Genomic DNA, 22,669 nt, shown 5'->3' with positions numbered 1-22,669 from the left:
TCCCTGTCTGTTTACTCATGGTGTTGGTTGATTTGAAACGTTTGTTCAAACAGGCGATGTCGGAACATCGCCCGATCAACCAGCACCAATCGATTTTAACATTTTAACGAAAAAAAATCCTCTTCCAATGTGCCTCCGTCCTCCGCGTTCTTGGGCGAAGCAATTTGACGTTTTGAAGACTGGCGGATCAAAAAGTAATTCATAATGCAGCAACACAAGTCAAACCAAAGAGAGGCTGAGGGATGATGAACGATTGGTTGAAAGTTTCGCTCGGCGAAGTCGTCACGCTACAGCGTGGATTTGACTTGCCGTCGCAAAACCGGAAGACTGGCAAGGTTCCCATTGTCTCGTCCTCTGGTATTAGCGATTATCACTCTGAAGTGGGAGTTAAAGGGCCTGGAGTTGTTACAGGACGATATGGCACAATCGGAAAGGTATTTTTTGTCCAAGAGGATTACTGGCCGCTGAATACTACACTCTGGGTGAAGGATTTTCATGGAAACGATCCTAAGTTTTCCTCATATCTATTGCGGACCGTTGATTTCAATTCATGTAGTGACAAGAGTAGTGTTCCCGGCGTAAATCGGAATGATCTACACCGCATTCCCGTCTTGCTCCCGCCCCTCTCCACCCAACGTGCCATCGCTTCCGTCCTCGGCACCTTGGACGACCTGATCGAGCTGAACCGGGAGACCAACGAACTTCTGGAGGAGATGGCGCGGGCCTTGTTCAAGAGTTGGTTCGTGGACTTCGACCCGGTCCGCGCTAAACTCGAAGGCCGCCCACCCGCAGGCATGGACACCGCCACCGCCGCCCTCTTCCCCGATCACTTCCAAGACTCCGAGCTCGGGCAGATTCCGAGGGGGTGGGAGGTGGTCACGCTCGGCTCAATCTTGGATGTCCTCGAAACCGGAAGGCGGCCAAAGGGCGGTGTTTCCGGATATTCCTCCGGAGTTCCGAGCGTAGGCGCGGAAAGCATCAACGGAATTGGAGTGTTCGATTTCTCAAAAACGAAGTTCATTCCCCATGAGTTTTACGAGAAAACCACTTCAGGGCGTATTCAGAACCTCGACGTGCTGCTCTATAAGGACGGCGGGAAGCCGGGCGAATTTAGGCCACGCGTAGGACTTTATGGATATGAATTCCCATTCAAAGAGTTCTGTATCAACGAGCACGTTTTCAGGATGAGGGCTGATTCAGTCGGTCAACACTATCTCTACTTCACCATTTCCGATGAGCGAGTGCTGTTGGATTTCGCCAACAAGGGAGGCAAAGCTGCAATCCCCGGAATCAATCAAACCGATGTCCGGTCAACGCAGATTCTTTTACCGCCAAAAGACATTCTTGCCGAGTTTGACAAGCAAGCTCAGCCAATTTGCCAGTCCATCATCGAGAACTTCGCGGAGTCCCGCGACCTCGCCACCCTGCGCGACACGCTGCTGCCGAAGCTGCTGAGCGGGGAAATCAGTCTTGCGTCAACAGGCAAGATGTCGAATTTTTCCGAAAAATAATCCTGACATGTAATAAATAACGAAAATATACAAACTATGAAATACTATTTAATTTTAATGACTACAGCTGCTGGGTTGATGATTTCTGGCTGTAACGACGGTAACAAGACAGCAAATGCAGCCTCAGAGGAACAACGCATTAAAGATGAGCAGGAGAAATTCAAAGAAAAGAAAAAGATCATTGATGGAGTAATGGCATTCTTTGAATCGGAGAAGTTCTTTGCGAAAGAGGAGACTAAAGAGCGCGGAAGTTATGGGCCGGAAGAGTGTTTTGAAAAATATGTTTATGATAACTTCAAATTAGAAGAACACGGTATTCTCACCTTCAATAAGTTAAATCAATTGGATACTGGAACCCAAGTGGGTGATAAAAGTGTCGGCTTTGCTGTTGCATATTTGTGTTCCGTTAAATTAAAGCTCTTAAGCTGCAAGCCGACTATATCCATCCGGGATCACTCGGGCTCTATTGTAAAAAAGAACCCCTACAATCTTAAAGATATTGTTGTAAAAGGGCTAGTCGCTGAAAAATCCCTTGAAAAAAGGGACAGTGAGACCGGCGGAATTATGGCTGGATCTGCTCGAAAGATTGCCGTTATGATGACAGACGAAGACTTGGAAAAACTGAAGTCCAAGGATTTTCCAGAATTCAAAGAGACCGAAGTCGTGTTTTCAGTTACATCAGATCTAGCGCCAAGGCTAAAGGCCGCATTAGAAGATTTGCTGAAAGCTCATAATGTGGAAGTGTCGAAATACTAATATTATGGTAAATTGCATAAAAAAGGCAACTTGACCAACGGCTTTTTTGGCATGTTCGCCATCCACCGCCGCCGCCGTGGTGCAGGGCCGGAGCGCCAATGGGCGGGTCGATTGGAGGGATTCCAAAGGGCGGACGCTGAACGAGATTCAGTAGATTGATGATAAATTCTCCGTAAAAAAGTAACAAACAAACCAAACAAGAAATAATGAAATTAAAAACCGCTGCACTCATCGCGATTATAGGAAATCTCCTAGGGCTAATTTTTCAACAGGCTACTATTTGGGATATTATTCCAAACTCACGATTATGTTGGTCATTGTTTCCTGTTTTTACAACGGGCACGCTAATAATTTTTCTGATCACTATCTTCAATAAAAGCAAATAAAAAACTAACAATATGAACGAAGAACTAAGTAATGTGTTGAATAGCGAAGATCCTAAAAACCAAGGCGATAACACTGTTGAAATTGAATCAGAGTCGTCTGTGGTTGGAGTTATTTTCACCGTGCTGGGGTGGTTGAATTTGATAGTCGGCATATTCCAAATGATAGTCGAAGCCAATAAATATTACTCAGATCCGGATTACACGCTTGGATTTACCTTAATTGGTTCAAGTCTTTTTCTCTTTGCGGTTGCAAGCTGTTTAAAGTTTTTGGCTAAAATTTCATCAAGAATGGGTCGCATCATGCGCGCTATGGAAAAATAGTCGTATGAAGCGTCTCAGTCATTTTTAGTGATCCTATGTCCAAGATCCTCGAATCCGGTTTTGAATCCATCGTCCTCGACCTCCTCGCGGAGATGGGCTTTTCGTGTCATGGTGGGGATGCCTTCGATCCTGACACTTCGACTGAGCGGGAAAGCTACCACGGGGCGATGCTGCCGGGGCGCTTGAAGGCGGCGGTAGCGCGGATCAATCCTGATCTCCCGCCGGAAGCGGTGGAAGCGGCGGCGAATGTGGTGCTGGATTTTCGATTCACGGAAATGATTCAGGAGAACCAGCGGATTCACCGTCTGCTGGTGGATGGCGTGCCGGTGGAATACCAGCGCGGCGGCGAGACGATCCATGACCGGGCGCGATTGGTCGATTGGAAGGATGATCATAATGAATGGCTGGCGGTGAACCAGTTCACGGTGGTGGGCGCGAACAAGCGGCGGACGGATGTTTTGATTTTCCTCAACGGCCTGCCGCTGGTGGTGATGGAACTCAAAGGGCCGGAATCGAAGAACGCGGACATCGTTTCCGCCTACAATCAGATCCAAACCTACAAGGCGGACATCCCGGCGCTGTTTCGCACGAACCTGATGAGTGTGCTGAGCGATGGCTTTGCCGCCCGCTATGGCACGCTCTCGGCGGACTTTGACCGGCACATGGCATGGCGCACGGTGGACGGGGAAAGCCTCGCAGATCCGAAGAGTCTGGTGGCATGGGAAACGCTGGTGCGCGGGCTTTTGCGGCGGGACGTGCTGTTGGACCTGCTGCGGTATTTCACGGTGTTTGAGAACGACGGGCGCTCGGTCATTAAGAAGACGGCAGGCTACCATCAATACCATGCCGTGAAGAAGGGCCTGCGGAAAGTGATCAAGGCGCTCAAGAGCGATGGCAAGGCGGGCGTCATCTGGCACACGCAAGGGTCCGGCAAGAGCCTGCTGATGGCGTTCTTTGCAGGGATGCTGGTGCATGACGAGGAACTGGAGAATCCGACGCTAGTGGTGCTGACGGACAGGAACGATCTGGACAACCAGCTTTTCGGCACGTTTTCCCGCTGCGCGGAGTTGTTCGGACAAGACCCGCAACAAGTCACCGAGGTGGCGGCCTTACGGAAGCTGCTCGACCGTCAGGCGGGGGGCGTGATCTTCGCGACCATTCAGAAGTTCCGCCCGGAGGACGGGGATTTCGACGTTCTCACCGCCCGCCGCAACGTGGTGGTGTTCGTGGATGAGGCGCACCGGAGCCAGTATGGGTTCGAGGCGAAGATCGACTCTACGACGGGTGAGGTGAGTTATGGATTCGCCCACTACGTCAGGAAGGGTCTGCCGAACGCGACCTTCGTCGGGTTCACCGGGACGCCCATCGAGATGGTGGACAAGAACACCCAACAGGTTTTCGGCGACTACATCGACGTTTACGACATCACCCAAGCAGTGGAGGACAACGCCACGGTGCCGATCCACTACGAGGGCAAGATCGTGCGCCTCAAGATCGACGACAACACCAAGGCGGCAATCGACGACACCTTCGACGAAGTGACCGAAGGCATGGAGGATAACGAGAAGGCGAAGTTCGCCGGGAAGTGGTCCACGCTGGAAGCACTGGCGGGCGCGTCCGAACGGCTGGACGAACTGGCATCGCTCATTGTGGATCATTTCGAGAAACGGCAACTGGCGATCAACGGCAAGGGCATGATCGTCTGCATGAGCCGCCGGGTGTGTGTGGATCTTTACGAGCGGATCACCAAGCTGCGCCCCGCATGGCATGACTCCGCCGACGACAAGGGCAAGCTGAAGGTGGTGATGACCGGGTCCGCCGCCGACCCGCCAGCCTATCAACCGCACGTCCGCAACAAGCAGGGCATGGATAATCTGGCGAAGCGGTATCGCGATTCTGGCGATGATTTCCAACTGGTGATTGTGCGGGACATGTGGCTGACGGGTTTCGATTGCCCGTCGATGCACACGCTCTACATCGACAAGCCGATGCACGGTCACAACCTGATGCAGGCGATCGCACGCGTGAACCGGATTTTCAAAGGCAAGCCCGCCGGGCTGGTGGTGGACACCATCGGCATCGCCACCGACCTCAAGGAGGCGCTCACCTTCTACTCCGACCGCGACCGGGGAAACACCGGCATCGACACCGACGAAGCAGTGATGGCTCTCAGGAAGTGCCTCGACGTGCTGCGCTCGATGTTCCACGGCCTCGACTACGCCCCGGCGCTGAAGGGCAACGACGCTGCCCGTCTGAAGATCCTCGGGCAGGCGCTGAATCACGTCTATGGTCTGGAAGGCGAGGGCGACGACGCCAAGAAGAAGGCGCGGAAGCGTTTCCTCGATGCGGTAGCGGAGCTGGAGAAGGCGTTCAAGCTGTCGTCAGGCCGGGACGAGGCGGCGGCGGTGTCCGTGGAGGTGGCGTTCTTCTGCGCGGTGAAGATCGCCATGAGCAAGTTCGAGGGCGACGGCAACGGGGGACGCCGGGGCTACGCTCTGGATGCCGCCATCGAGCGACTCGTCAATCAATCGGTTTGTTCGACGGAAGTGATCGACCTTTTGAGCGTGGCAGGAATCAAGAGTCCAGACATCTCGGTTCTGAGTGACGAGTTCCTGAAGGAGATGGCGGGCATGGAGCATAAGAACCTCGCGGTGGAAGCCCTGCGGAAACTCCTCGCGGGCGAGACGAAGAGCCGCACCCGCACCAACGTGGTGAAGAATCGCCAGTTTTCCGAACGGATAGAAGACGCCATGGCCCGCTATCACAACCGGGTGATCGACGCGCTGCAAGTGATCGAGGAGTTGATAAAGATAGGCCGCGACCTCCGCGAAGAGCCTGACGATGGACTCACGAAGGAAGAGGTGGCATTCTATGATGCCCTCGCGGAAAACGGCAGCGCCACTGAGTTGATGGGCAACGCGGAGCTGCGGTTGATAGCGTCGGAGTTGGTGAAGGCGGTCCGGGAGAACTCGGGGATGGACTGGTGGCACTTCGACCAACGCCGGAAAAAAGTCCGCACGACGATCCGCCGCATCCTCCGCAAATACGGATACCCGCCGGACCTCGAAGACGCCGCGATCCGCACCGTGGTGCTTCAAGCGGAGGCGTTGGCGGCGGAGGTTAAGGCGTAGTGAGATTCCGGGAGCGATCGGTCGATCAAACGATCGTTTTATCAGGAGTCCGACCCTATCGCCGCCCGTAAGCAAACCTCGGCGCTCCACCATGCCCTTTCCCCGTCGGCGGGCGCTTGCCCCGGAACGGATGACGGAGCCAGAGGCGGAACGTGCGCTCCGCCTTGCCAGCCTCACGCGCCGCCGCGACGGCTTGGGTGAAGTCGGGGGAGACGTATTGGCGCTTCAGGACCGCCTGCCGGGAAATCCCGACCGCCGCCGCTGCTTCCCGAATGGTGCAGCCTTCTTCCAGTTTCCGCAGGATCAGTCTGCCGCGCCAATCGAGGTCCATGGGAGTGAGACTACCCGAAATCCGTCTGGCCGTCCATCGCGCACGGCTGGGCGCGGGGATGGGGACAACCGGGGGAGAAAAATCACTTCCCGATTACATCCCGTTTTTGGGTGCGTTTTTGTGCTCTTTTGAGCGTTTCTGAAGTATTCCCTAACTTTCTTATTCCTCTCTAAGTCGCTTATTTCAAGAGATTTAGATGGAGGCGGAGGAGGGAATCGAACCCTCGAATGACGGTTTTGCAAACCATTGCCTTACCACTTGGCTACTCCGCCATTCGCATGGCGCGGGGGCGAGTGATTAGGGCGGATGGGGCGGGGTGTCAATACTTGGATTTGAATTTGTCGGCGGGGCGACGGCGCTGCCGGCGCGATCAGTGCCCCGCAAAATGGTCCCAGCCGCCGGTCAAGGATTCACCCGCCCCGCTCTCGACGAGCTCGCCGATCCGGGTGAGCGGGAGGTCAGGGAAAACCGCGCGCCATGCGCCGAGCAGTCCGGCGACGCGGGCGGGCTCGATGGCGAAGAGGATTTCGAAATCCTCGCCGTCGCCCAGAGCCTGCGCCGGGGTGCTGCCCGGAGTGAGTGGAATTGTGGAATGATCGATCACGAATCCACAGCCGGAAGCGGCGGCGAGACGCGGGAGGTCTTTTGCCAGACCGTCGGAAATATCCATCATGGCCGTTGGCTTGTAATTGGATACCAACCAGTTTGCTTCTTCGAGGCGCGGAGTGAAATCGAGGTGTTTGCCGTGGAGCGAGCCGCCGAGTCTGCCGGTGACGAGGAGGGCGTCGCCGGGTTTCGCGGTGGAGCGGAGGACGACGTGCGCGCGGCGGACGCTGCCGGTGGCGGCGATGGAAATGACGGCGGCGGAACCCGGCGGGACGCTGGAGGTTTCCCCGCCCGCGAGGACGCCGCCGAATTTCCCCAGGCAGTCGCCGATGCCGCGGTAGAGGTCTTCGGCCCACGCGACGGCGGTTTCCGGTGAGAGCGCGAGGGTGACGAGGAAGTATTCGGGACGCCCGCCCATCGCGGCAAAATCCGAGACCACGCGGGCGGCGGCCTTCCAGCCGACGGCACGGGGCGGCGTGTCTGGCAGGAAGTGGATGTGCTCGACGAGGGCGTCGGTTTTGAGAAGCAGCAGGTTGGGAGAGTGCGGGTCGCGGTCGATCACGGCGCAATCGTCGCCCGGTCCGGCGGCGGGATTTGGGTCCTGCGGGACCAGCGCCACGAGGCTGTCGATCAGGGAGTCCTCGCCGATGTCACGGAGCGTTTTCAAAGCGGGGCATCCAGCGGGAGGTGGTAATAGCGGGCGATCATTTGGATGAGCACGGTCGCGCCGTTGAAGCAGAAATGCACGGCGACGGGGGCCCACAGCGAGCCGGTTTTTTCGTAAATGAAGACGAGCAGGCAGCCGAAAACGAACAGCGGAAGCAGCGCGGCCAAGCTGCCATGAGCGGCGGCGAAGACGAGGGCCGAGCAAGCCCCGGCGGCCCACGGTCCCACGAATTTCTTCGCGGCGGGGTAGAGATACCCGCGGAAAACGATTTCCTCACAAAGCGGGGCGGCGATGACGGCGGCGAACACCATCAGCCCGATGACGGCCGGATCGGTGGATGTTTGCAGGAGTTTGACGCTGTCCTGGACGGCTTCGACGCCGAGGGATTCGATCCATTCCATGAAGCCGATGGCTTGGAGTCCTCCGAAAAACATCCACATGCTGAACACGGCGGAGGGTGCGATCAGGAAGACCCAGCGCCACGCCGGCCACCGCAAGCCCAGCCATTCCACCGGCCGGATGCGAGCAATTACGAAAAACGTGACGATGCCGGCACTGATGAACAGGAAGGCGATGGAAGCCACCATTCCGCCGACATCCAGTACCAGTTCGGCCTTGTTTGAAGCTCTGACGGAAGCCATGACGAGGCCGAAAAACAGCACGAAAATGAAGCCGATCCCTAGCAAATCCAGCGGTTGGTAAAGCCAGACGGGCACCCGTCCGCTCGGGAGTTCGGGTGGCAATGCGGCCGACGCGGGAGGCTGGTACGGCGATCCATCATCCATTGGAAATGGATCGACCGCCGCCGCGGCGGGGGGGGCTGGATTTCCAAGCAGCTTCCGCGCGGCGGCGGTGAGCGAAAAAATGCCCAGAGCCGTCATGAAAGTGGCGGTGATGGCGAATTCGGTAGGGTCGGGCATGTTGAAATTGGCTTCGCTCGAACCCTGCGACGGCGGGCGCAAACCCGCCAATGGAAAAATTCGAGGTTTTCCCCTCTCCTGATGGTTTGCGGAAAATGAAGGTCAGCCAATACTTGCTAATTTCATGGTTTTGGAAAAGCTCGCGCGCCATTCAAAAATCCGCGCCAGACTCGATTCCGTCGGCAAATCCTTACCGCGCCATTTTGCGGCGGGATTACCCCGAGCCGTTGATTGCGCTGCTGGCGTTCATTTTGGGGATTTGGCTTTGGGACCATTATTTTGGCAAGGAGCAGGGTTACGCGCCCGGCACCGAGGAGGTCGCGCTGGTGAAAATCGACCGGGATCTGCGGCTTGCGGACGCCATGGCGGATGATCCGCAGTGGCTGAAATGGCTCGCCGGGGTGGACGAGCCGGCGGCGGTGCGGCGCGACGCGCTCGAAGTTTTCCAGAAACTCGCGACGGACAAGTCCATCAGCCCGCAGGGTTTGGAGGCGTTCGCGATCGTGAAGGCGGAGCAGGACGGATTGCCGATGCGGGAAACGCTAGGGCAGGCGTTGCAAGGGCAGATGGTTTCGGATTTCGAGGAAACTTCGGCCAAACTCGCCACTCATCAAGGCACTTGGTGGCATGCGAAATTGATCGATTCGTGGGAGGAAAACGTAAGTCCCGTATCGCATTGGAGGCAGGCTTACAGGCAGGACGGGATTCAGCTCAGAGCCCGTGCCGTGCTCGCAAGATCGGCGGTCTGGCTGCTGGGTCTTGTCGGTTCGATGTTCATTTCCAGTGCGTTGCGGTGTTTGAAAAACGGATTTTCCACGAGGCCCCACGGCTACGGCGGTGCTTGGTCGTTGCCGCTCGGGCTGGTGGTTTTCCTGGTCGCGACTTTGGCGTGGATCGGGTTCAGCATGACTCTGGATCTGGGAATCGGGGTCTTGCCGGGGCTGCACCCCGCCACCGCCATTTTCCTCGATTCCGCCGCGCGGATGCTGCCGCCGCTGATCGCGCTCGGCTTGCTTTTCAATCGACCGTCCCACGCATCGCGGGTGATGGGCTTGGATCAGCGGGTGCAGGTGAAGGCCATTTTGGGCCTGTTTTCGCTGCTGATGGTCGCGGACCAAGTTCTCCGATTGCTGATAGGGGAGGGCGGCTCAAATAGTCCGGGCGGCGGACTCAGCCTTGCGGATTCGGGTCTGTGGGGGCTTGTTTCCGCCTTGGTGTCTGCTTGTTTGCTGGCTCCGGTCGCCGAGGAAACGCTCTATCGCGGAGTCCTGTTCCGCGCGTGCCGGAACCGAATCGGGGTGATCCCGGCCGCGCTGATCTCGTCCGCGGTGTTTGCGCTGCTGCATTTCTACGACGGCTACGGCTTGGCGAGCGTGGCGGTTTTCGGATTTTCCTGCGCGCTGCTCTATGCCGGAACCGGCTCGCTGACCACGGTCATCGCGCTGCACATGCTCTATAATTCCGCCATCAAGATCCCCGAGTGGATCGTCTATCACGCGCCGCTTGGCTGAGCGGGAAACATTCCGTTTTAGCGATCCGCCTGGTTTCTCATGAAGTCCGCCACCTGGGCGAAAAACGGATCGAGAAATCCGCGGGCTGCCGCAGGCACGCCGGTTTCGACCATCGCGGAAGCCATGAGTTCCAGCCAGCGGTCGCGCTCCGCGATGCCGATTTTGAAGGTGATGTGGCGCATCCGCAGCTTCGGATGGCCGCGGGTTTCCAGATAGCGGGTCGATGCGCCGAGGCGAAACAGCAGGAATTCCGCCAGGCGCTCTTCCGAACCCTCCCAATCCGCCTCGGGATACATCGGCCCGATGAGCTCGTCCGTCCGCACTTGCCGGTAGAATGCCGCCACCATCCGGCGGATGCCGTCCTCCCCGCAAATTCCCATCACTTCGGCTTCGTTCATGCGGCGAACTGATCCCGGTTTATCGCCGGGCGGGCAAGCTTCGTTTCGCCGGAGTGTCGATCATTTGGCTTGAAATCAAACCATTGCGAAGCATGGTTTCCAGCGCGAAGACTGCAAGTTTCCACTCCTCCGCACATGACCGACTCTCACGAACCTGCCGGTTTCATTGCTCCGGAGCCCGCCGACCTCGCGCCGCTTTTCCCGGGGTATGAAATCCAGGGCCTCATCGCGACCGGAGGCATGGGTGCCGTCTATTGCGCGGTGCAAAAGTCTTTGGATCGGACGGTCGCGCTGAAAATCCTGCCGATGGAATTCAGCAAGGACGCTGCGTTTTGCAAGGGCTTCGAGACCGAGGCCAAGGCGATGGCCCGCCTCAATCACCCGAACCTCATCGGCGTGTATGACTTCGGCGAAGTCAACGGGATGCTTTACATCGTGATGGAGTTCGTGCCCGGGAAGTCGATCTATCACTCTGCCCATGGCCAGGCGATCGACCCGCCGGAAGTGATCCGCCTCATCGCCGCCATCTGCGGCGGACTCGCCCACGCCCACGAAAACGGCATCATCCACCGCGACATCAAGCCGGCCAACATCCTTCTCGATCTCAACGCCCAGCCCAAGATCGGCGATTTCGGACTCGCCCGCCCCGTCGAGCGGAAAGTCGAAGAGGGCGAGGAAATTTTCGGCACGCCTCATTACACCGCTCCCGAGGTGGTAGACTCCCCGCACTCGGTGGACTGCCGCGCGGACATTTTTTCGGTCGGCGTGATGCTTCACGAACTCCTGACGGGCAAGCTTCCCGCAGACGATCCACGCCCGGCCTCGCTGATCGCCCGCTGCGACGTCCGCTTCGACGCGATTATCAAACGCGCCACCCAGCCTCTGCCGGCCACCCGCTACTCCAGCGCCCAGGAGATGGCCAAGGACTTGCAGGCCATCGCCAAGTCTCTCGTCTCGAAGTCCCTCGTCTCGAAGCGTCGCCTCGCCGCAGGACCACCGCGGCCGACGGTGCGCAGGCCGGGACGGGCCGCCGTCCGTAAAAAGTCCTCCAGCTTTCCGGGAATCCTGATGCTTCTGCTAGCCATTGGAATCGGAGGCTACAGTCTCAACCATTTCCGGAAGAGCCAATCTCCCCAGGTCGTCATCATCAAGGAGCCGTCTGCGGGGCTCCCCTCTCAAACTGATTCGGCGCCGGATCCAACACCCGTTCCCGGCCCAGACACGAATCCAGAACCTCCTCCGCTGCCAGATCCTGCGGTGCCGGAAGCAGCACCAGACACCACAACCGTCTCCGAACCACCCAGATTCGACGTCCCCGGATTCTTCCAGCGCGCCCGCAAAATCATGCTCGACCGCGCCGCTCCAGCCATTGCCAAGTATCACAGCGGCTTGAAAGACAACTTATGGCGCTTTGATAAGGCGATGCTCGCCTGCGTCGGCAAGCCCTTATCTAACCGCGCCGAGGGGGCGGCCCGGATCAAGCAAGTCGTCGACGCCCTGAAGGCCGAAGGCGGGCGCATTCCTGAGTCCCTGGAACTCTCGATCACTGACACTACGGGAATCGAGGCCTGCCACATCGAGGCGCTTGAAAAGCAGAAAAACATCGACTTCGAGCTCAGCAAGTCGCTCTCCCAACTCTCCTCGACTTACATTCTCGGCCTCGAAAAACAAATCGAGCGACTCAAGGCGGACAATGACACCGGCGCGATCAAGCTCATCGAAAGTGATATCGAGCGCACCACGGAATCTCCCGAGTATTTCTACGGGTTGATGATGGGCTCCCCACCGGCCGCGGAGTGACCCGCCAACGAGTGATCTGAAATTTTCACCCGCCCGACTCACACTTCCACTGGCGGCCCGGTGTTTCCCGCATAATCTGCCGCGTGCCTAAAGCAGACAAGAAATCCACACCCAGCCGCCCCGAACCCGCCATCCTCCTCCGCGGTTGCCGCCAGCATAATCTGCAAGGCTTCGACCTCGATATCCCGCTCGGAAAACTCACCGTCGTCACCGGTCCGTCCGGCTCCGGGAAATCCTCGCTCGCCTTCCACACCCTCTACGCCGAGGGCCAGCGCCGCTACGTCGAGACCTTCTCACCCTACGTCCGGCAGTTTTTCGACCGCATGGACAAGCCCGCCGTCGATCACATCGAAGGCATCCCTCCCGCCATCGCCATCGAGCAGAAAAACCACGTCCGCACCACCCGCTCCACCGTCGGCACGCTCACCGAGATCAACGACTACCTCAAGCTCCTCTTCGCCCGCCTCGCCGTCGGCTACGACCCGCACACCGGCGAAACCATCCAGCCAGACTCCCCCGAATCAGCCGCCGACTGGGCCACCGCGAACCTCGCGGGAAAGCCCGTGTTAGTCACCTTCCCCATCCCCGTCCCGCCCGACACCCAAGCCGCGGAACTCTTCCCCTTCCTCAATCAACAAGGCTACCTCCGCATCCTCCTAGACGGTCAAGTCATCCGCACCGACGAACCCGTGGCGGCCGATTCCATCCGCCAGCCCGTCATCCACATCGTCCAGGATCGCCTCACCCTAACTCCAGAAAACCACCCCCGCCTCCTCGAAGCCCTCGAAGCCGCCTTCACCCTCGGCAAAGGTCACGCCACCATCGTCTTGCCTTCTTCCTTCGATGTTGGACGTTCGATGTTCGATGTTCAGCGCTCTTTCTCCACCACCTGGACCAACCCCAAAACCGGCTTCACACTCCGCAAGCCCACCGCCGCCCTCTTTTCCTTCAACTCCCCGTTAGGTGCCTGCCCGAAATGCCGGGGCTTCGGCCGCATCATCGGCATCGACCTCGAAAAAGCCGTCCCCGACAAATCGCTCTCCATCGCCCAAGGTGCCATCAAGCCCTTCCAAGGCGAGCGCGGCGACGAATGCCAGCGCGACCTCGTTAGGAACTGCAAGGAACGCGACATCGACATCAAAACTCCCTTCGAGGACCTATCCGCAGACGAACAGGAATGGATCTACTACGGCGACCGCAAGACCGATAACCTCACCCCGGACGAACTTGAAAATCTTTGGCAATCCGGCGGCTGGTATGGTGTCAAAGGCTTCTTCGACTGGATGGAAACCAAGGCCTACAAGATGCACGTCCGCGTCTTCCTGTCCCGTTACCGTTCCTACACCACCTGCTCCGCCTGCCGCGGCAAACGCCTCCAGCCCGAGTCCCTCTGCTTCAAAGTCAGCGGCAAAACCCTCCCCGATCTCTGGTCCCTCCCGATTTCCGAACTCCTCCCTTTTATTTCATATCTCAAATATGAAATATCCAGCCGCCCGGCGGATGCCACGCTGGACCTCGTCGTTACGGAAATCGAATCACGGCTCGGCTATCTCGACCAAGTCGGACTCGGTTACCTCACCCTCGACCGCACGACCCGTACCCTCTCCGGCGGCGAGGTCGAGCGTGTCAACCTCACCACCTGCCTCGGCGCCGCCCTCACCGGCACGCTCTTCGTGCTCGACGAGCCCACCGTCGGACTCCATCCGCGGGACATCGACCGCCTCGTCGGCGTCATGCACGGCCTCCGCGACAAGGGCAACACCCTCGTCGTCGTCGAGCACGAGCAAACCGTCATGCTCGCCGCCGACCACCTCGTGGACCTCGGCCCCGGCGCAGGCTCCTTCGGCGGCACCCTCATCTATCAAGGAAGCCCCCGCGGCGAGTCGCCCTCCAAAAAATCAAAAGTCAAAAATCAAAAATCATTAATCGGCACGCTTCCATGGCTTGATGGCAGCAAATCCATCGCCACCCCCACCAAGCGCCGCAAGCCTACCAAACAACTTCTCTCCATCCGCGGAGCCACCCGCCACAATCTCAAAAAGCTCGATGTCGATCTCCCGCTCGGTCTCTTCACCGTGCTCACCGGCGTCTCCGGTTCCGGGAAATCCACCTTCGCCCACGACGTTCTCTATCTCAATCTCGCCCGCAAGTTAGGTCAGGAAGCCGAAGGCGACGCCGCGCCGATCAAGGAACTCAAAGGCTCCCAACACCTCAGCGGCGTCGAACTCGTCGACCAGACCGCCGTCGCCCGCACCCCGCGCTCCACGCCCGCCGTTTTCCTCGGCGCCTTCGATCCCATCCGCCAGCTTTTCTGCGAGACCGACGCCGGGAAATCCGCCGCGCTCAAGCCCGGCTTCTTCTCCTTCAACTCCGGCGAAGGCCGCTGCGACCGCTGCGCCGGCAACGGCTTCGAAAAAGTCGAGATGCAGTTCCTCTCCGACATCTACGTCACCTGCCCCGACTGCAATGGCAAGCGCTACAAGTCCTCCACCCTCGACTACATCTACAACGGCCTCTCCATCGCCGACGTCCTCGGCCTCACCGTCGCCGACGTGGCGGCGGTTTTCAACCGCCAGGCCCATCATTCCAAAAAGGAACTCCGCCTCATCGAGCAAATCCTCACCGCCCTCGATCCCCTCCTCCAAGTCGGCCTCGGCTACCTCAAGCTCGGCCAACCTCTCAACACCCTCTCAGGCGGCGAGGCCCAGCGCCTCAAACTCTGCCAACTCCTTTCTTCCAGCGGCACATCCACCGGCAAGCTCCTCATCCTCGACGAACCCACCACCGGCCTCCACTTCTCCGACATCGAGAACCTGCTAACCGTCTTCCAGAAGCTGGTCGATTCCGGCCACTCGCTCCTCGTCATCGAGCACAACCTCGACGTCATCAAGTCCGCCGACTGGATCCTCGACCTCGGCCCCGAAGCCGGCAAACACGGCGGCCAGTTGGTCGCCCAAGGCCCGCCCGAATCCGTCGCAAAGTTAGACACCCCCACCGCCCGTTTCCTCAAGCCGCTAGTGGCTGGGGCGTCTCGCCCCAGACCGTGCAAGGAGCGTCCCGCTCCTTCTTCCTCTTCACCCTCAACCAACTCCATCGCCCTCCGCGGCGCAAGACACCACAACCTCAAGAACATCTCCCTCGACATCCCGCGCGACCAGCTCGTCGTCATCTCCGGTCTCTCCGGTTCCGGCAAATCCACCCTCGCCTTCGACATCCTCTTCGCCGAGGGCCAGCGACGTTTCCTCGACTCCATGTCCACCTATGCCCGGCAGTTCGCCGAGCAGTTGGAGAAGCCCGAGATCGACCAGCTCCAAGGCCTCCCGCCCACCGTCGCCATCGAGCAGCGCGTCTCCCAGGGCGGCGGAAAATCCACCGTGGCCACCGTCACCGAGCTTTGGAACTTCATCCGCCTGCTCTACTCGAAACTTGGCACGCTCTACTGCCCGGACTGCCAGGTTCCGGTGGAAAAGCAATCTCTATCAGCCATCGAGAACGCCATCCGCGGCCATCTCAAGAATGGGCCGGTCACCCTGCTCGCTCCCATCATCCGCGGCAAAAAAGGCTATCACAACGAAATCGCCGAGTGGGCGCTCAAACAAGGTTTCACCCGCCTTCTCGTGGACAAGCAATTCAAGGACGCCGAAGGCTTCACCCGCCTCGAGCGTTTCAAGGAGCACGACATCGACGTCGTCGTGTCAGAGATCTCCAAATCATCAATCCACAATCTTCAATCATCAATCGAGCGTGCCCTCACCATCGGCAAAGGTCTTCTCAAGCTCTTCACCGCCGACAAGAAATTCATCCTACTCTCCACCCATTCCAGCTGCCCCAGCTGCAACCAATCCTTCGAAGAGCTCGACCCACGGCTGTTTTCCTTCAACTCCCCCCACGGCTGGTGCCCTGAATGCCGCGGCCACGGCCGTGTCCCCAAGCGCCGCCAACACCTCGACATCGCCCGCTTCGATTCCGTGCTAGAAGCGGAAATGGACGCCGACCGCGCCATCGACCGCATGGATGACGTCGAGCTCGTCGATTGCCCCGCCTGCCACGGCTCCCGCCTCAACCCCACCGCCTCCGCCGTAAGGCTCCATGACAGCTCCAAAGGAGCAGCAAGTGGCTGGGGCGTCTCGCCCCAGACCGTGAAAGGAGCGTCTCGCCCCGACTCTTCCACCGCCATCTCCGACCTAGGCCACCTCTCCATCGACGCCGCGTCCAGCCATTTCTCAAAGCTCAAATTCACCGCCTCCCGCGACACCCTCATCGCCCGCGACATTCTGCCAGAGATCCGCCAGCGCCTCGCCTTTCTCCAGGAAGTCGGCCTCGGCTACCTCCAGCTCGACCGCTCCGGCAACACCCTGTCTGGCGGCGAATCCCAGCGCATCCGCCTCGCCGCCCAGCTCGGCTCCAACCTCCGCGGCGTGCTCTACGTGCTCGACGAGCCAACCATCGGCCTCCATCCGCGCGACAACGCAGCCCTCCTCAAAACCCTCATCGCCCTCCGCGACCAGGGGAATTCCCTCATCATCGTCGAGCACGACGAGGACACCATCGCCGCCGCGGACCACCTCATCGACCTCGGCCCCGGCGCCGGCCGCCTCGGCGGAGAAATCGTCTATCAAGGCAAACCGCCTTCAAGGAGCGTGGGCGTCTCGCCCACGAGTAAAAAGTCTTCTTCCAAACCTTCGACGTTCGATGTTGGGAGTTCGAGGTTCGAGGTTCAATCCTCCCCCACCTACCGCGCCCTCTCCGCCGTCATCCACCACCCCATCCGCGGTTCGCGCCGCGAGGTGAAAAAGGATCATCCTTTTCTAACGATCGCCGGCTGCCACGCCAACAACCTCAAGAACGTCACCGCCGCCATTCCCCTCGGCCGGCTCACCGTGCTCACCGGCATTTCCGGCTCCGGGAAATCCTCGCTGATGCATTCCTGCGTGGCCGTAGCGGCGATCACCGGTCGCCGCGAAGCAAAAAAATCCATCCCCTTCACCAAAGCCGAGGGATTCAAATCCATCAAAGCCTGTTACGAAGTCGATCAATCGCCCATCGGCAAGACCTCCCGCTCCTGCCCGGCCACCTACGTCAAGGTCTTCGACCACATCCGCGCGCTCTTCGCCCAGCTCCCCGAAGCCCGCATGCGCGGCTTCGACGCGTCGCGATTCTCCTTCAACACCGAAGGCGGGCGTTGCCCCGAGTGCAAGGGCAACGGCCGCGTGAAGTTAGAAATGGATTTCCTCCCCAGCACCTGGGTCCATTGCGAATCCTGCAACGGCGAGCGCTACAACCCCGCGACATTGGAAGTCACCTTCCGCCAGAAAAACATCGGCCAGGTGCTCGCCATGACCATCGACGAGGCCTGCGCCTTCTTCGAATCCCAGCCGCGCATCTCCCACCCGCTCAAGCTCATGGCCGACACCGGCCTCGGCTACCTCCAGCTCGGCCAGCCCTCGCCGACTCTATCCGGCGGCGAGGCCCAGCGCATCAAGCTCGTCTCCGAGCTCACCAAGGGCCGCGGCACCAAGGCCACCCTCAACAACGCCGCGCTCACCCAGCGCAATCTCTATCTGATCGAAGAGCCCACCGTCGGCCTCCACCTCGAAGACGTCCAGCGCCTCATCGACGTCCTCCACCGGCTTGTTGATGAAGGCCACACCGTCGTCGTCATCGAGCACCACATGGCCGTCGCCGCCGAGGCCGACTGGATCCTCGACCTCGGCCCCGAAGCCGGCGATGGCGGCGGAAAGATCATCGCCGAAGGCCCGCCGGAAAAAGTCGCCAAGTCCAAAACCTCCCGCACCGCGCCGTTTCTCAGAACTGCTTTACGGCTCTAAAAAACGGACCGCTAGACGTTGGCGTCAACGAGGGCGGGCATGGCCGGCGAGTTCTTCCTGGTCCATTTCTTCAAGCGCTTGCTCGACGGCTGCGGCGGGGATTTGCGGAGCTCCTTTTTTCGCAGGGATCAGCGGTCCGCTGAGGCGGTAGCCTTGTGGGTAAGCCATTCGCAGGCTTTGGGCATCCCGATGCCGACGGAGTTGGGCCGGGGTAACGACCGGGATTTCGGCAGTGGTCCGCGACCCGCCACCCTCGTCGAGCCATTTCTGAAAGAGATCCGCCGCCACTTCGCGGATGCGCCGCCCTTCTTCGGCCGTGCGGGCCTTGACCCGCCGGTAAAGATCGTCCGGGATATCGATGGTTGCCTTCATAGGTGGCAAGTTAACTGGTTTCCTGTATCGAGTCAAAGTGCGTGGCTGCTGCGAGACGCAGCAACCACGTTCCAAAGGTCACGCGACCCGCAGATGACCCGGAAATTCGAAGAACTTTCCGGTAAAAAAGCCCCCGGCGGAAGAAAGGAAAGTCGGCGCGCCCGGCGGTCACGCCCTACCGGGGTAGGTTAGAAGTGAATCGCGTGGCCTTCCGCCGCGAGGGTGGCCTCGTGGATGACCTCCGACATCGTCGGATGCGCGTGGATGGTGGCGTGGATTTCCGCGGCGGTGAGCTCCTGGTCGAGGGCGAGGCCCATCTCGGCGATGAGCTCGGTGGCGTTCTCGCCGATGATGTGCGCGCCTAGCAGTTCGCCGTGTTTCTTGCCATAGAGCAACTTGGCGAATCCGTCCGGCTCGCCGGAAGCGATGGCCTTGCCGATGGCGACGAACGGGATTTTCCCGACGGTGTATTCGATGCCTTCCGCCTTGAGCGCGCGCTCGGTTTTTCCAACAGAAGCGACTTGCGGGTGGCAGTAGGTGCAGCCGGGGAAATTGGTGACTTTGCGCACCTTGTGGCCGGGGACGTAGAGACCTTCGACGCACTGCACGGCCTCGAACGACGCGACGTGGGCGAGCCATGGCGGGCCGTTGATGTCGCCGGCGGCGTAAACTCCGGGGATGGAGGTCTCGTAACGGTCGCCGCATTTGATATAGCCTCGGTCAAGCTCGGGTTCGATGCCGCCGGGAAGCACGGGCTGGATGCCGATGGCGACGAGGCAGACTTCGGCGCTGAGCGTGCCGTTTTCCTTCGGGCCTTCCACGGTGAGTTCGACATGGGTGCCCTTGTCCACCGCGGCGGTGATCTTGGTGTTGGTGAGGCAGCGGATGCCTTGCTTGATGAGGGATTTTTCAAGGGCGTCGCCCACTTCATCGTCCTCGACGGGCAGGATGCGCGGGGCCATCTCGATGAGGGTCACCTTGGTGCCGAAAGCGTTGTAAATGTAGGCGAACTCCACGCCGATCGCGCCGGCGCCGATGATCAGCATTTCCTTCGGCTGCTGGGCGAGGTTCATCGCCTCCTTGGAGCCGATGACGGATTTGCCGTTAAATGGCAGGCCGGGGAGGCCGCGGGATTTGCAACCGGTGGCGATGAGGATGTCCTTGGTTTCGAGGAGCTGGCGCGAGCCGTCGTTGCCGACCACGCCGACTTTACCGGTGCCTTCGACCGAGCCGAAACCGCGGACGTAGTCGATGCCGTTCTTTTTCAGAAGATACTCGATGCCGCCGGCGAGGCGGTCGGAAACCTTGCGCGAGCGGCCGACCACGGCGGACCAGTCGTAGGAAAGTCCTTCGATTTTCAATCCGAACTCAGCCGCCTTGTGGGTGAGCATGTGATAGACCTCGGCGTTTTTGAGCAAGGCCTTGGTCGGAATGCAGCCCCAGTTGAGGCAGGTGCCGCCAGCGCGGTCCGCTTCGACACAGGCGACTTTTTTTCCAAGTTGGGCAGCGCGGATGGCGGCGACGTAGCCGGCAGGGCCGCCACCGATGACAATGAGATCGTAGGCCATAGGATTGATTTGAAGAGGTTTCGGCGGCGAAACTGTCGTGGCGGCAGGGGATTGTCAAAGATGGAAAGGCGGAAACCGCATCTCCGAAACTTCGTGGTTTCCCATTTCCAAAGATCCGGGCAGGCTGCGAGCAACGATGAAAATCCTCCACAAGAACCTGCTCATTCTTGCTTCCGCCGGCTCGGGGAAAACCTTCCAGCTGGCGAACCGGGTGATCGGATTGGTGGCGATGGGCGTGGCCCCGGAGAAAATCGTGGCGCTGACCTTCACCCGCAAGGCCGCCGGGGAATTCGCGGACTCGGTGCTGACCAAGCTGGCGGCCGCCGCGAGCGAGGAGCCGAAAGCCGCCGGCCTGCGCGAGGATCTGTCACTGCCGGAAGCGGACTTCGGCGAGTCGCTGGAGCGGGTGGTCCGCGCGCTGCCGCGGCTCACGCTCGGGACGATGGATGGTTTTTTCGCCAAGGTCGTGCGCGGTTTCCAATACGAGCTGGGGCTGACCGGTGGAAAATTCGATCTGCTGGAAGGGCCGAGAGCGGCGGCGGCGGCGGACGAAATTCTCGCCGCGATCCTCGGCGAGACGCTGGAAGACGGGAGCGGGGACGATTTCCTGCACGCGTTCCGCCGGGCGACCATCGGCAAGGAAGACCAGAAAGTCTTGGATGGATTGCGCGGCTTCGTGCAAAGCTGGCAGAGTCGCTACCGCGCGGCGCACGGCCTGGAATGGGGGCCCGCAGGTCTCGCGGGTGTCGAGCTGGAGGATTGGGAACAGCACAAACACGACCTCGCCGCCAAGGTTTCCCGCGGGCTCGACGGCATCGACTACACCGAAAAGCGGCAGCGGGCGGCCTTGGAAAAGGTGATCGAGACCTTGGCGAATCACACCATCGGCAGCGGCAGTCTCGGCGGAGCCACCAGTCTGCTCGCGAACATCCTGGAAGCGGCCGGCGGCGGCAACGGGCCGATGGCGGTGAAGTTTTACAAGGAGTTTTCCATCGGTGGCCCGGCGGGCGACGCCCTCCGCGACATGGTCGATCTCGCGGCCCGCTGTGAAATGGCGGCGGCGCTCCACCGCACCCGCGCCGTGCGCGAGGTGGTCTCGGTCTATGACGCGCGCTGCGAAAAGCAACTCCGCCGCCGCGGCCTGCTCGGCTTCGACGACGTCAAAGTCCTGATGGGCGAGTGGGTCAAGGGCGAGGACGCGGAACAGCGGCGCTTGCTGGTGGATTTCCGACTTGGTGCCCGCTACGAGCATTGGTTGCTGGACGAGTTCCAGGATACCAGTCGGTCGGATTGGATGGGGCTGCTGCCGCTGATCGACGAAGCGGCGGGCGAAGGCGAAGGGACGATGTTCATCGTGGGCGACCGCAAACAGGCGATTTACGCGTGGCGCGGCGGCGAGGTCGGGTTGTTTGACGAGGTCATCAACCGCTATCGCGGCGGCTTGGAAATCGAGCCGATGGCGGAGTCCTGGCGCTCGTGCCCCGAGGTTTTGGCCTTGGTGAACCAGGTTTGCGGGGATGCGGCGACCCTGCGCGAGCTTTTCGGCGACGCCGCTGCCAAGTGGCAATGGCAGGAGCATGTTTCCGCGGCCCCATTGACCGGACCCGCCAAACGCGGCGAGGCGCGGGTGGAAGTGGTGGAGGGAAAATGGGAGGAGCGCTTGGAACGACTGGGGGAATTGCTGGACGAGCTCGGCGTCGGCAAGCGGCCGATGACTTGCGGCGTGCTGGTGCGCAGCAACTCGATGGTGCGGGAGGTGGCGGACCACCTGCGGGCGAGGGGGCTGGATGTCATCGAGGAAGGCCGGCGCGAGCCGTCGAAGGACAATCCCGTGGGTATCGCGCTCGGGCATTTGCTCAAGTGGCTGGCGAATCCGGCGGACGCCTTCGCCAAAGAGGTCGTGGAAATGTCGCCGCTGGCAGCCACCTTGCGGACGCGGTTCGGCGAATCCTGGCAACAGGTCTGGGAGGGCCTGCTAGGACTCGCGTCGGAATCGGGTTTCGCCGGGATGGTCGAAAAAGTGCTGGAGGACAATTGGGCGGATTGGTCGGATTTCGGCCGCCGCCGCGCGGGAGACATCATGTCGGCGCTCGCCGGGCTGGACGCGCAGGGCGGAGCGACTCCGCAACAAGCCGCGGAATGGATCGGGCGGCTGGAGGTGTCGCAAAGCCCGGGGATCGCGGCGGTGCAGGTGATGACCATCCACAAGGCGAAGGGCCTCGGCTTCGACATGGTGGTGCTGCCGGAAGTTCCTAACGACGGAGTGCCGTCATCGCAGTATTTCGACGTGGCGGAGGCAAACGGCTGGATCACCCAGACCCCGCCGAAGTGGGCGCGGGAGCTGATTCCGGAAATGCGCGCGGCGGAGGCGGAGTGGGCCGCGAGCCAGCGCTACGAGGCGTTTTGCATGCTCTACGTGGCCCTAACCCGCTCGAAGCGCGGGCTCTATGTCCTGCTGGAACCGCCCGCGAAATCCCAGGAGCCGGACAAGCCGTCGCTGGCGAACTGGCTGGCGAGATCGGTCGCCTCGACGGGCGAGCCCGGCGTGGTCTATCAATCGGGA

The 22,669-nt window shown here is 60.1% G+C and carries 15 protein-coding genes and 1 tRNA gene; 9 read left to right on the top strand and 7 right to left on the bottom strand.

Annotated elements, in window-relative coordinates:
• Positions 1 to 242: 242 nt before the first annotated feature.
• The 5 genes from AC4DF4_RS11035 (at position 243) to AC4DF4_RS11015 (ending at position 6,105) form a co-directional block, all read left to right on the top strand.
• Complete coding sequence (locus AC4DF4_RS11035) at positions 243 to 1,511, top strand: restriction endonuclease subunit S (RefSeq protein ID WP_490048168.1); 1,269 nt, start codon at positions 243 to 245, stop codon at positions 1,509 to 1,511.
• A gap of 36 nt (positions 1,512 to 1,547) precedes the next feature.
• Positions 1,548 to 2,267, top strand: coding sequence for a hypothetical protein (locus AC4DF4_RS11030; protein WP_490048167.1), 720 nt, complete (start codon positions 1,548 to 1,550; stop codon positions 2,265 to 2,267).
• 46 nt (positions 2,268 to 2,313) lie between these two features.
• Positions 2,314 to 2,421 carry a DUF4357 domain-containing protein gene (locus tag AC4DF4_RS11025; protein ID WP_490048166.1) on the top strand — a complete coding sequence of 36 codons (108 nt, stop codon included), beginning with the start codon at positions 2,314 to 2,316 and terminating at the stop codon, positions 2,419 to 2,421.
• Positions 2,422 to 2,665: 244 nt separating this feature from the next.
• Complete coding sequence (locus AC4DF4_RS11020; protein WP_490048165.1) at positions 2,666 to 2,974, top strand: hypothetical protein; 309 nt, start codon at positions 2,666 to 2,668, stop codon at positions 2,972 to 2,974.
• A 35-nt stretch (positions 2,975 to 3,009) separates the two neighbouring features.
• A complete protein-coding gene (locus tag AC4DF4_RS11015; protein WP_490048164.1) occupies positions 3,010 to 6,105 on the top strand; it encodes a type I restriction endonuclease subunit R in 3,096 nt (1,031 codons plus the stop codon).
• 55 nt (positions 6,106 to 6,160) lie between these two features.
• Here AC4DF4_RS11015 and AC4DF4_RS11010 read toward each other — a convergent pair whose 3' ends face one another.
• The 4 genes from AC4DF4_RS11010 to AC4DF4_RS10995 all read right to left on the bottom strand — a co-directional run bounded on the left by AC4DF4_RS11010 (position 6,161) and on the right by AC4DF4_RS10995 (position 8,629).
• Complete coding sequence (locus AC4DF4_RS11010; RefSeq protein WP_490048163.1) at positions 6,161 to 6,436, bottom strand: hypothetical protein; 276 nt, start codon at positions 6,434 to 6,436, stop codon at positions 6,161 to 6,163.
• 197 nt (positions 6,437 to 6,633) lie between these two features.
• Positions 6,634 to 6,708, bottom strand: a tRNA-Cys gene (locus tag AC4DF4_RS11005).
• Between the two features lie 98 nt (positions 6,709 to 6,806).
• Positions 6,807 to 7,709 carry a thiamine-phosphate kinase gene (locus AC4DF4_RS11000; protein WP_490048162.1) on the bottom strand — a complete coding sequence of 301 codons (903 nt, stop codon included), beginning with the start codon at positions 7,707 to 7,709 and terminating at the stop codon, positions 6,807 to 6,809.
• Positions 7,706 to 8,629 (bottom strand): CPBP family glutamic-type intramembrane protease, encoded by a 924-nt coding sequence (locus AC4DF4_RS10995; RefSeq protein ID WP_490048161.1) that lies wholly within the window; start codon positions 8,627 to 8,629, stop codon positions 7,706 to 7,708. Before AC4DF4_RS10995 ends, AC4DF4_RS11000 begins: the two co-directional genes overlap by 4 nt.
• Before the next feature lie 95 nt (positions 8,630 to 8,724).
• Here AC4DF4_RS10995 and AC4DF4_RS10990 point away from each other — a divergent pair, with 95 nt between their 5' ends.
• Positions 8,725 to 10,140: a CPBP family intramembrane glutamic endopeptidase gene (locus tag AC4DF4_RS10990; RefSeq protein WP_490048160.1), complete on the top strand. Its 1,416-nt coding sequence runs from the start codon at positions 8,725 to 8,727 to the stop codon at positions 10,138 to 10,140.
• A 17-nt stretch (positions 10,141 to 10,157) separates the two neighbouring features.
• Here the strand turns inward: AC4DF4_RS10990 and AC4DF4_RS10985 are convergent, their stop codons facing one another.
• Positions 10,158 to 10,538, bottom strand: coding sequence for a globin domain-containing protein (locus AC4DF4_RS10985; RefSeq protein WP_490048159.1), 381 nt, complete (start codon positions 10,536 to 10,538; stop codon positions 10,158 to 10,160).
• 135 nt (positions 10,539 to 10,673) lie between these two features.
• Between AC4DF4_RS10985 and AC4DF4_RS10980 the strand changes: the two genes are divergently transcribed.
• Both AC4DF4_RS10980 and uvrA read left to right on the top strand, forming a co-directional pair.
• Positions 10,674 to 12,338 carry a serine/threonine protein kinase gene (locus AC4DF4_RS10980; protein WP_490048158.1) on the top strand — a complete coding sequence of 555 codons (1,665 nt, stop codon included), beginning with the start codon at positions 10,674 to 10,676 and terminating at the stop codon, positions 12,336 to 12,338.
• Between the two features lie 83 nt (positions 12,339 to 12,421).
• Complete coding sequence (gene uvrA / locus AC4DF4_RS10975) at positions 12,422 to 18,166, top strand: excinuclease ABC subunit UvrA (RefSeq protein WP_490048157.1); 5,745 nt, start codon at positions 12,422 to 12,424, stop codon at positions 18,164 to 18,166.
• A gap of 24 nt (positions 18,167 to 18,190) precedes the next feature.
• Here the strand turns inward: uvrA and AC4DF4_RS10970 are convergent, their stop codons facing one another.
• Together AC4DF4_RS10970 and lpdA are read right to left on the bottom strand one after the other, a co-directional pair.
• Positions 18,191 to 18,538, bottom strand: coding sequence for a hypothetical protein (locus tag AC4DF4_RS10970; RefSeq protein ID WP_490048156.1), 348 nt, complete (start codon positions 18,536 to 18,538; stop codon positions 18,191 to 18,193).
• A gap of 188 nt (positions 18,539 to 18,726) precedes the next feature.
• A complete protein-coding gene (gene lpdA / locus AC4DF4_RS10965; protein ID WP_490048155.1) occupies positions 18,727 to 20,106 on the bottom strand; it encodes a dihydrolipoyl dehydrogenase in 1,380 nt (459 codons plus the stop codon).
• A gap of 136 nt (positions 20,107 to 20,242) precedes the next feature.
• On the opposite strand from lpdA, the gene AC4DF4_RS10960 reads away from it, so the two are divergent.
• A partial coding sequence (locus tag AC4DF4_RS10960; RefSeq protein WP_490048154.1) for a UvrD-helicase domain-containing protein occupies positions 20,243 to 22,669 on the top strand: 2,427 nt, incomplete at its 3' end.

Source organism: Luteolibacter sp. (assembly GCF_058122085.1).
Note: the sequence above shows the minus strand (reverse complement) of the source record. Positions and strands in the feature narration are given on the sequence as shown.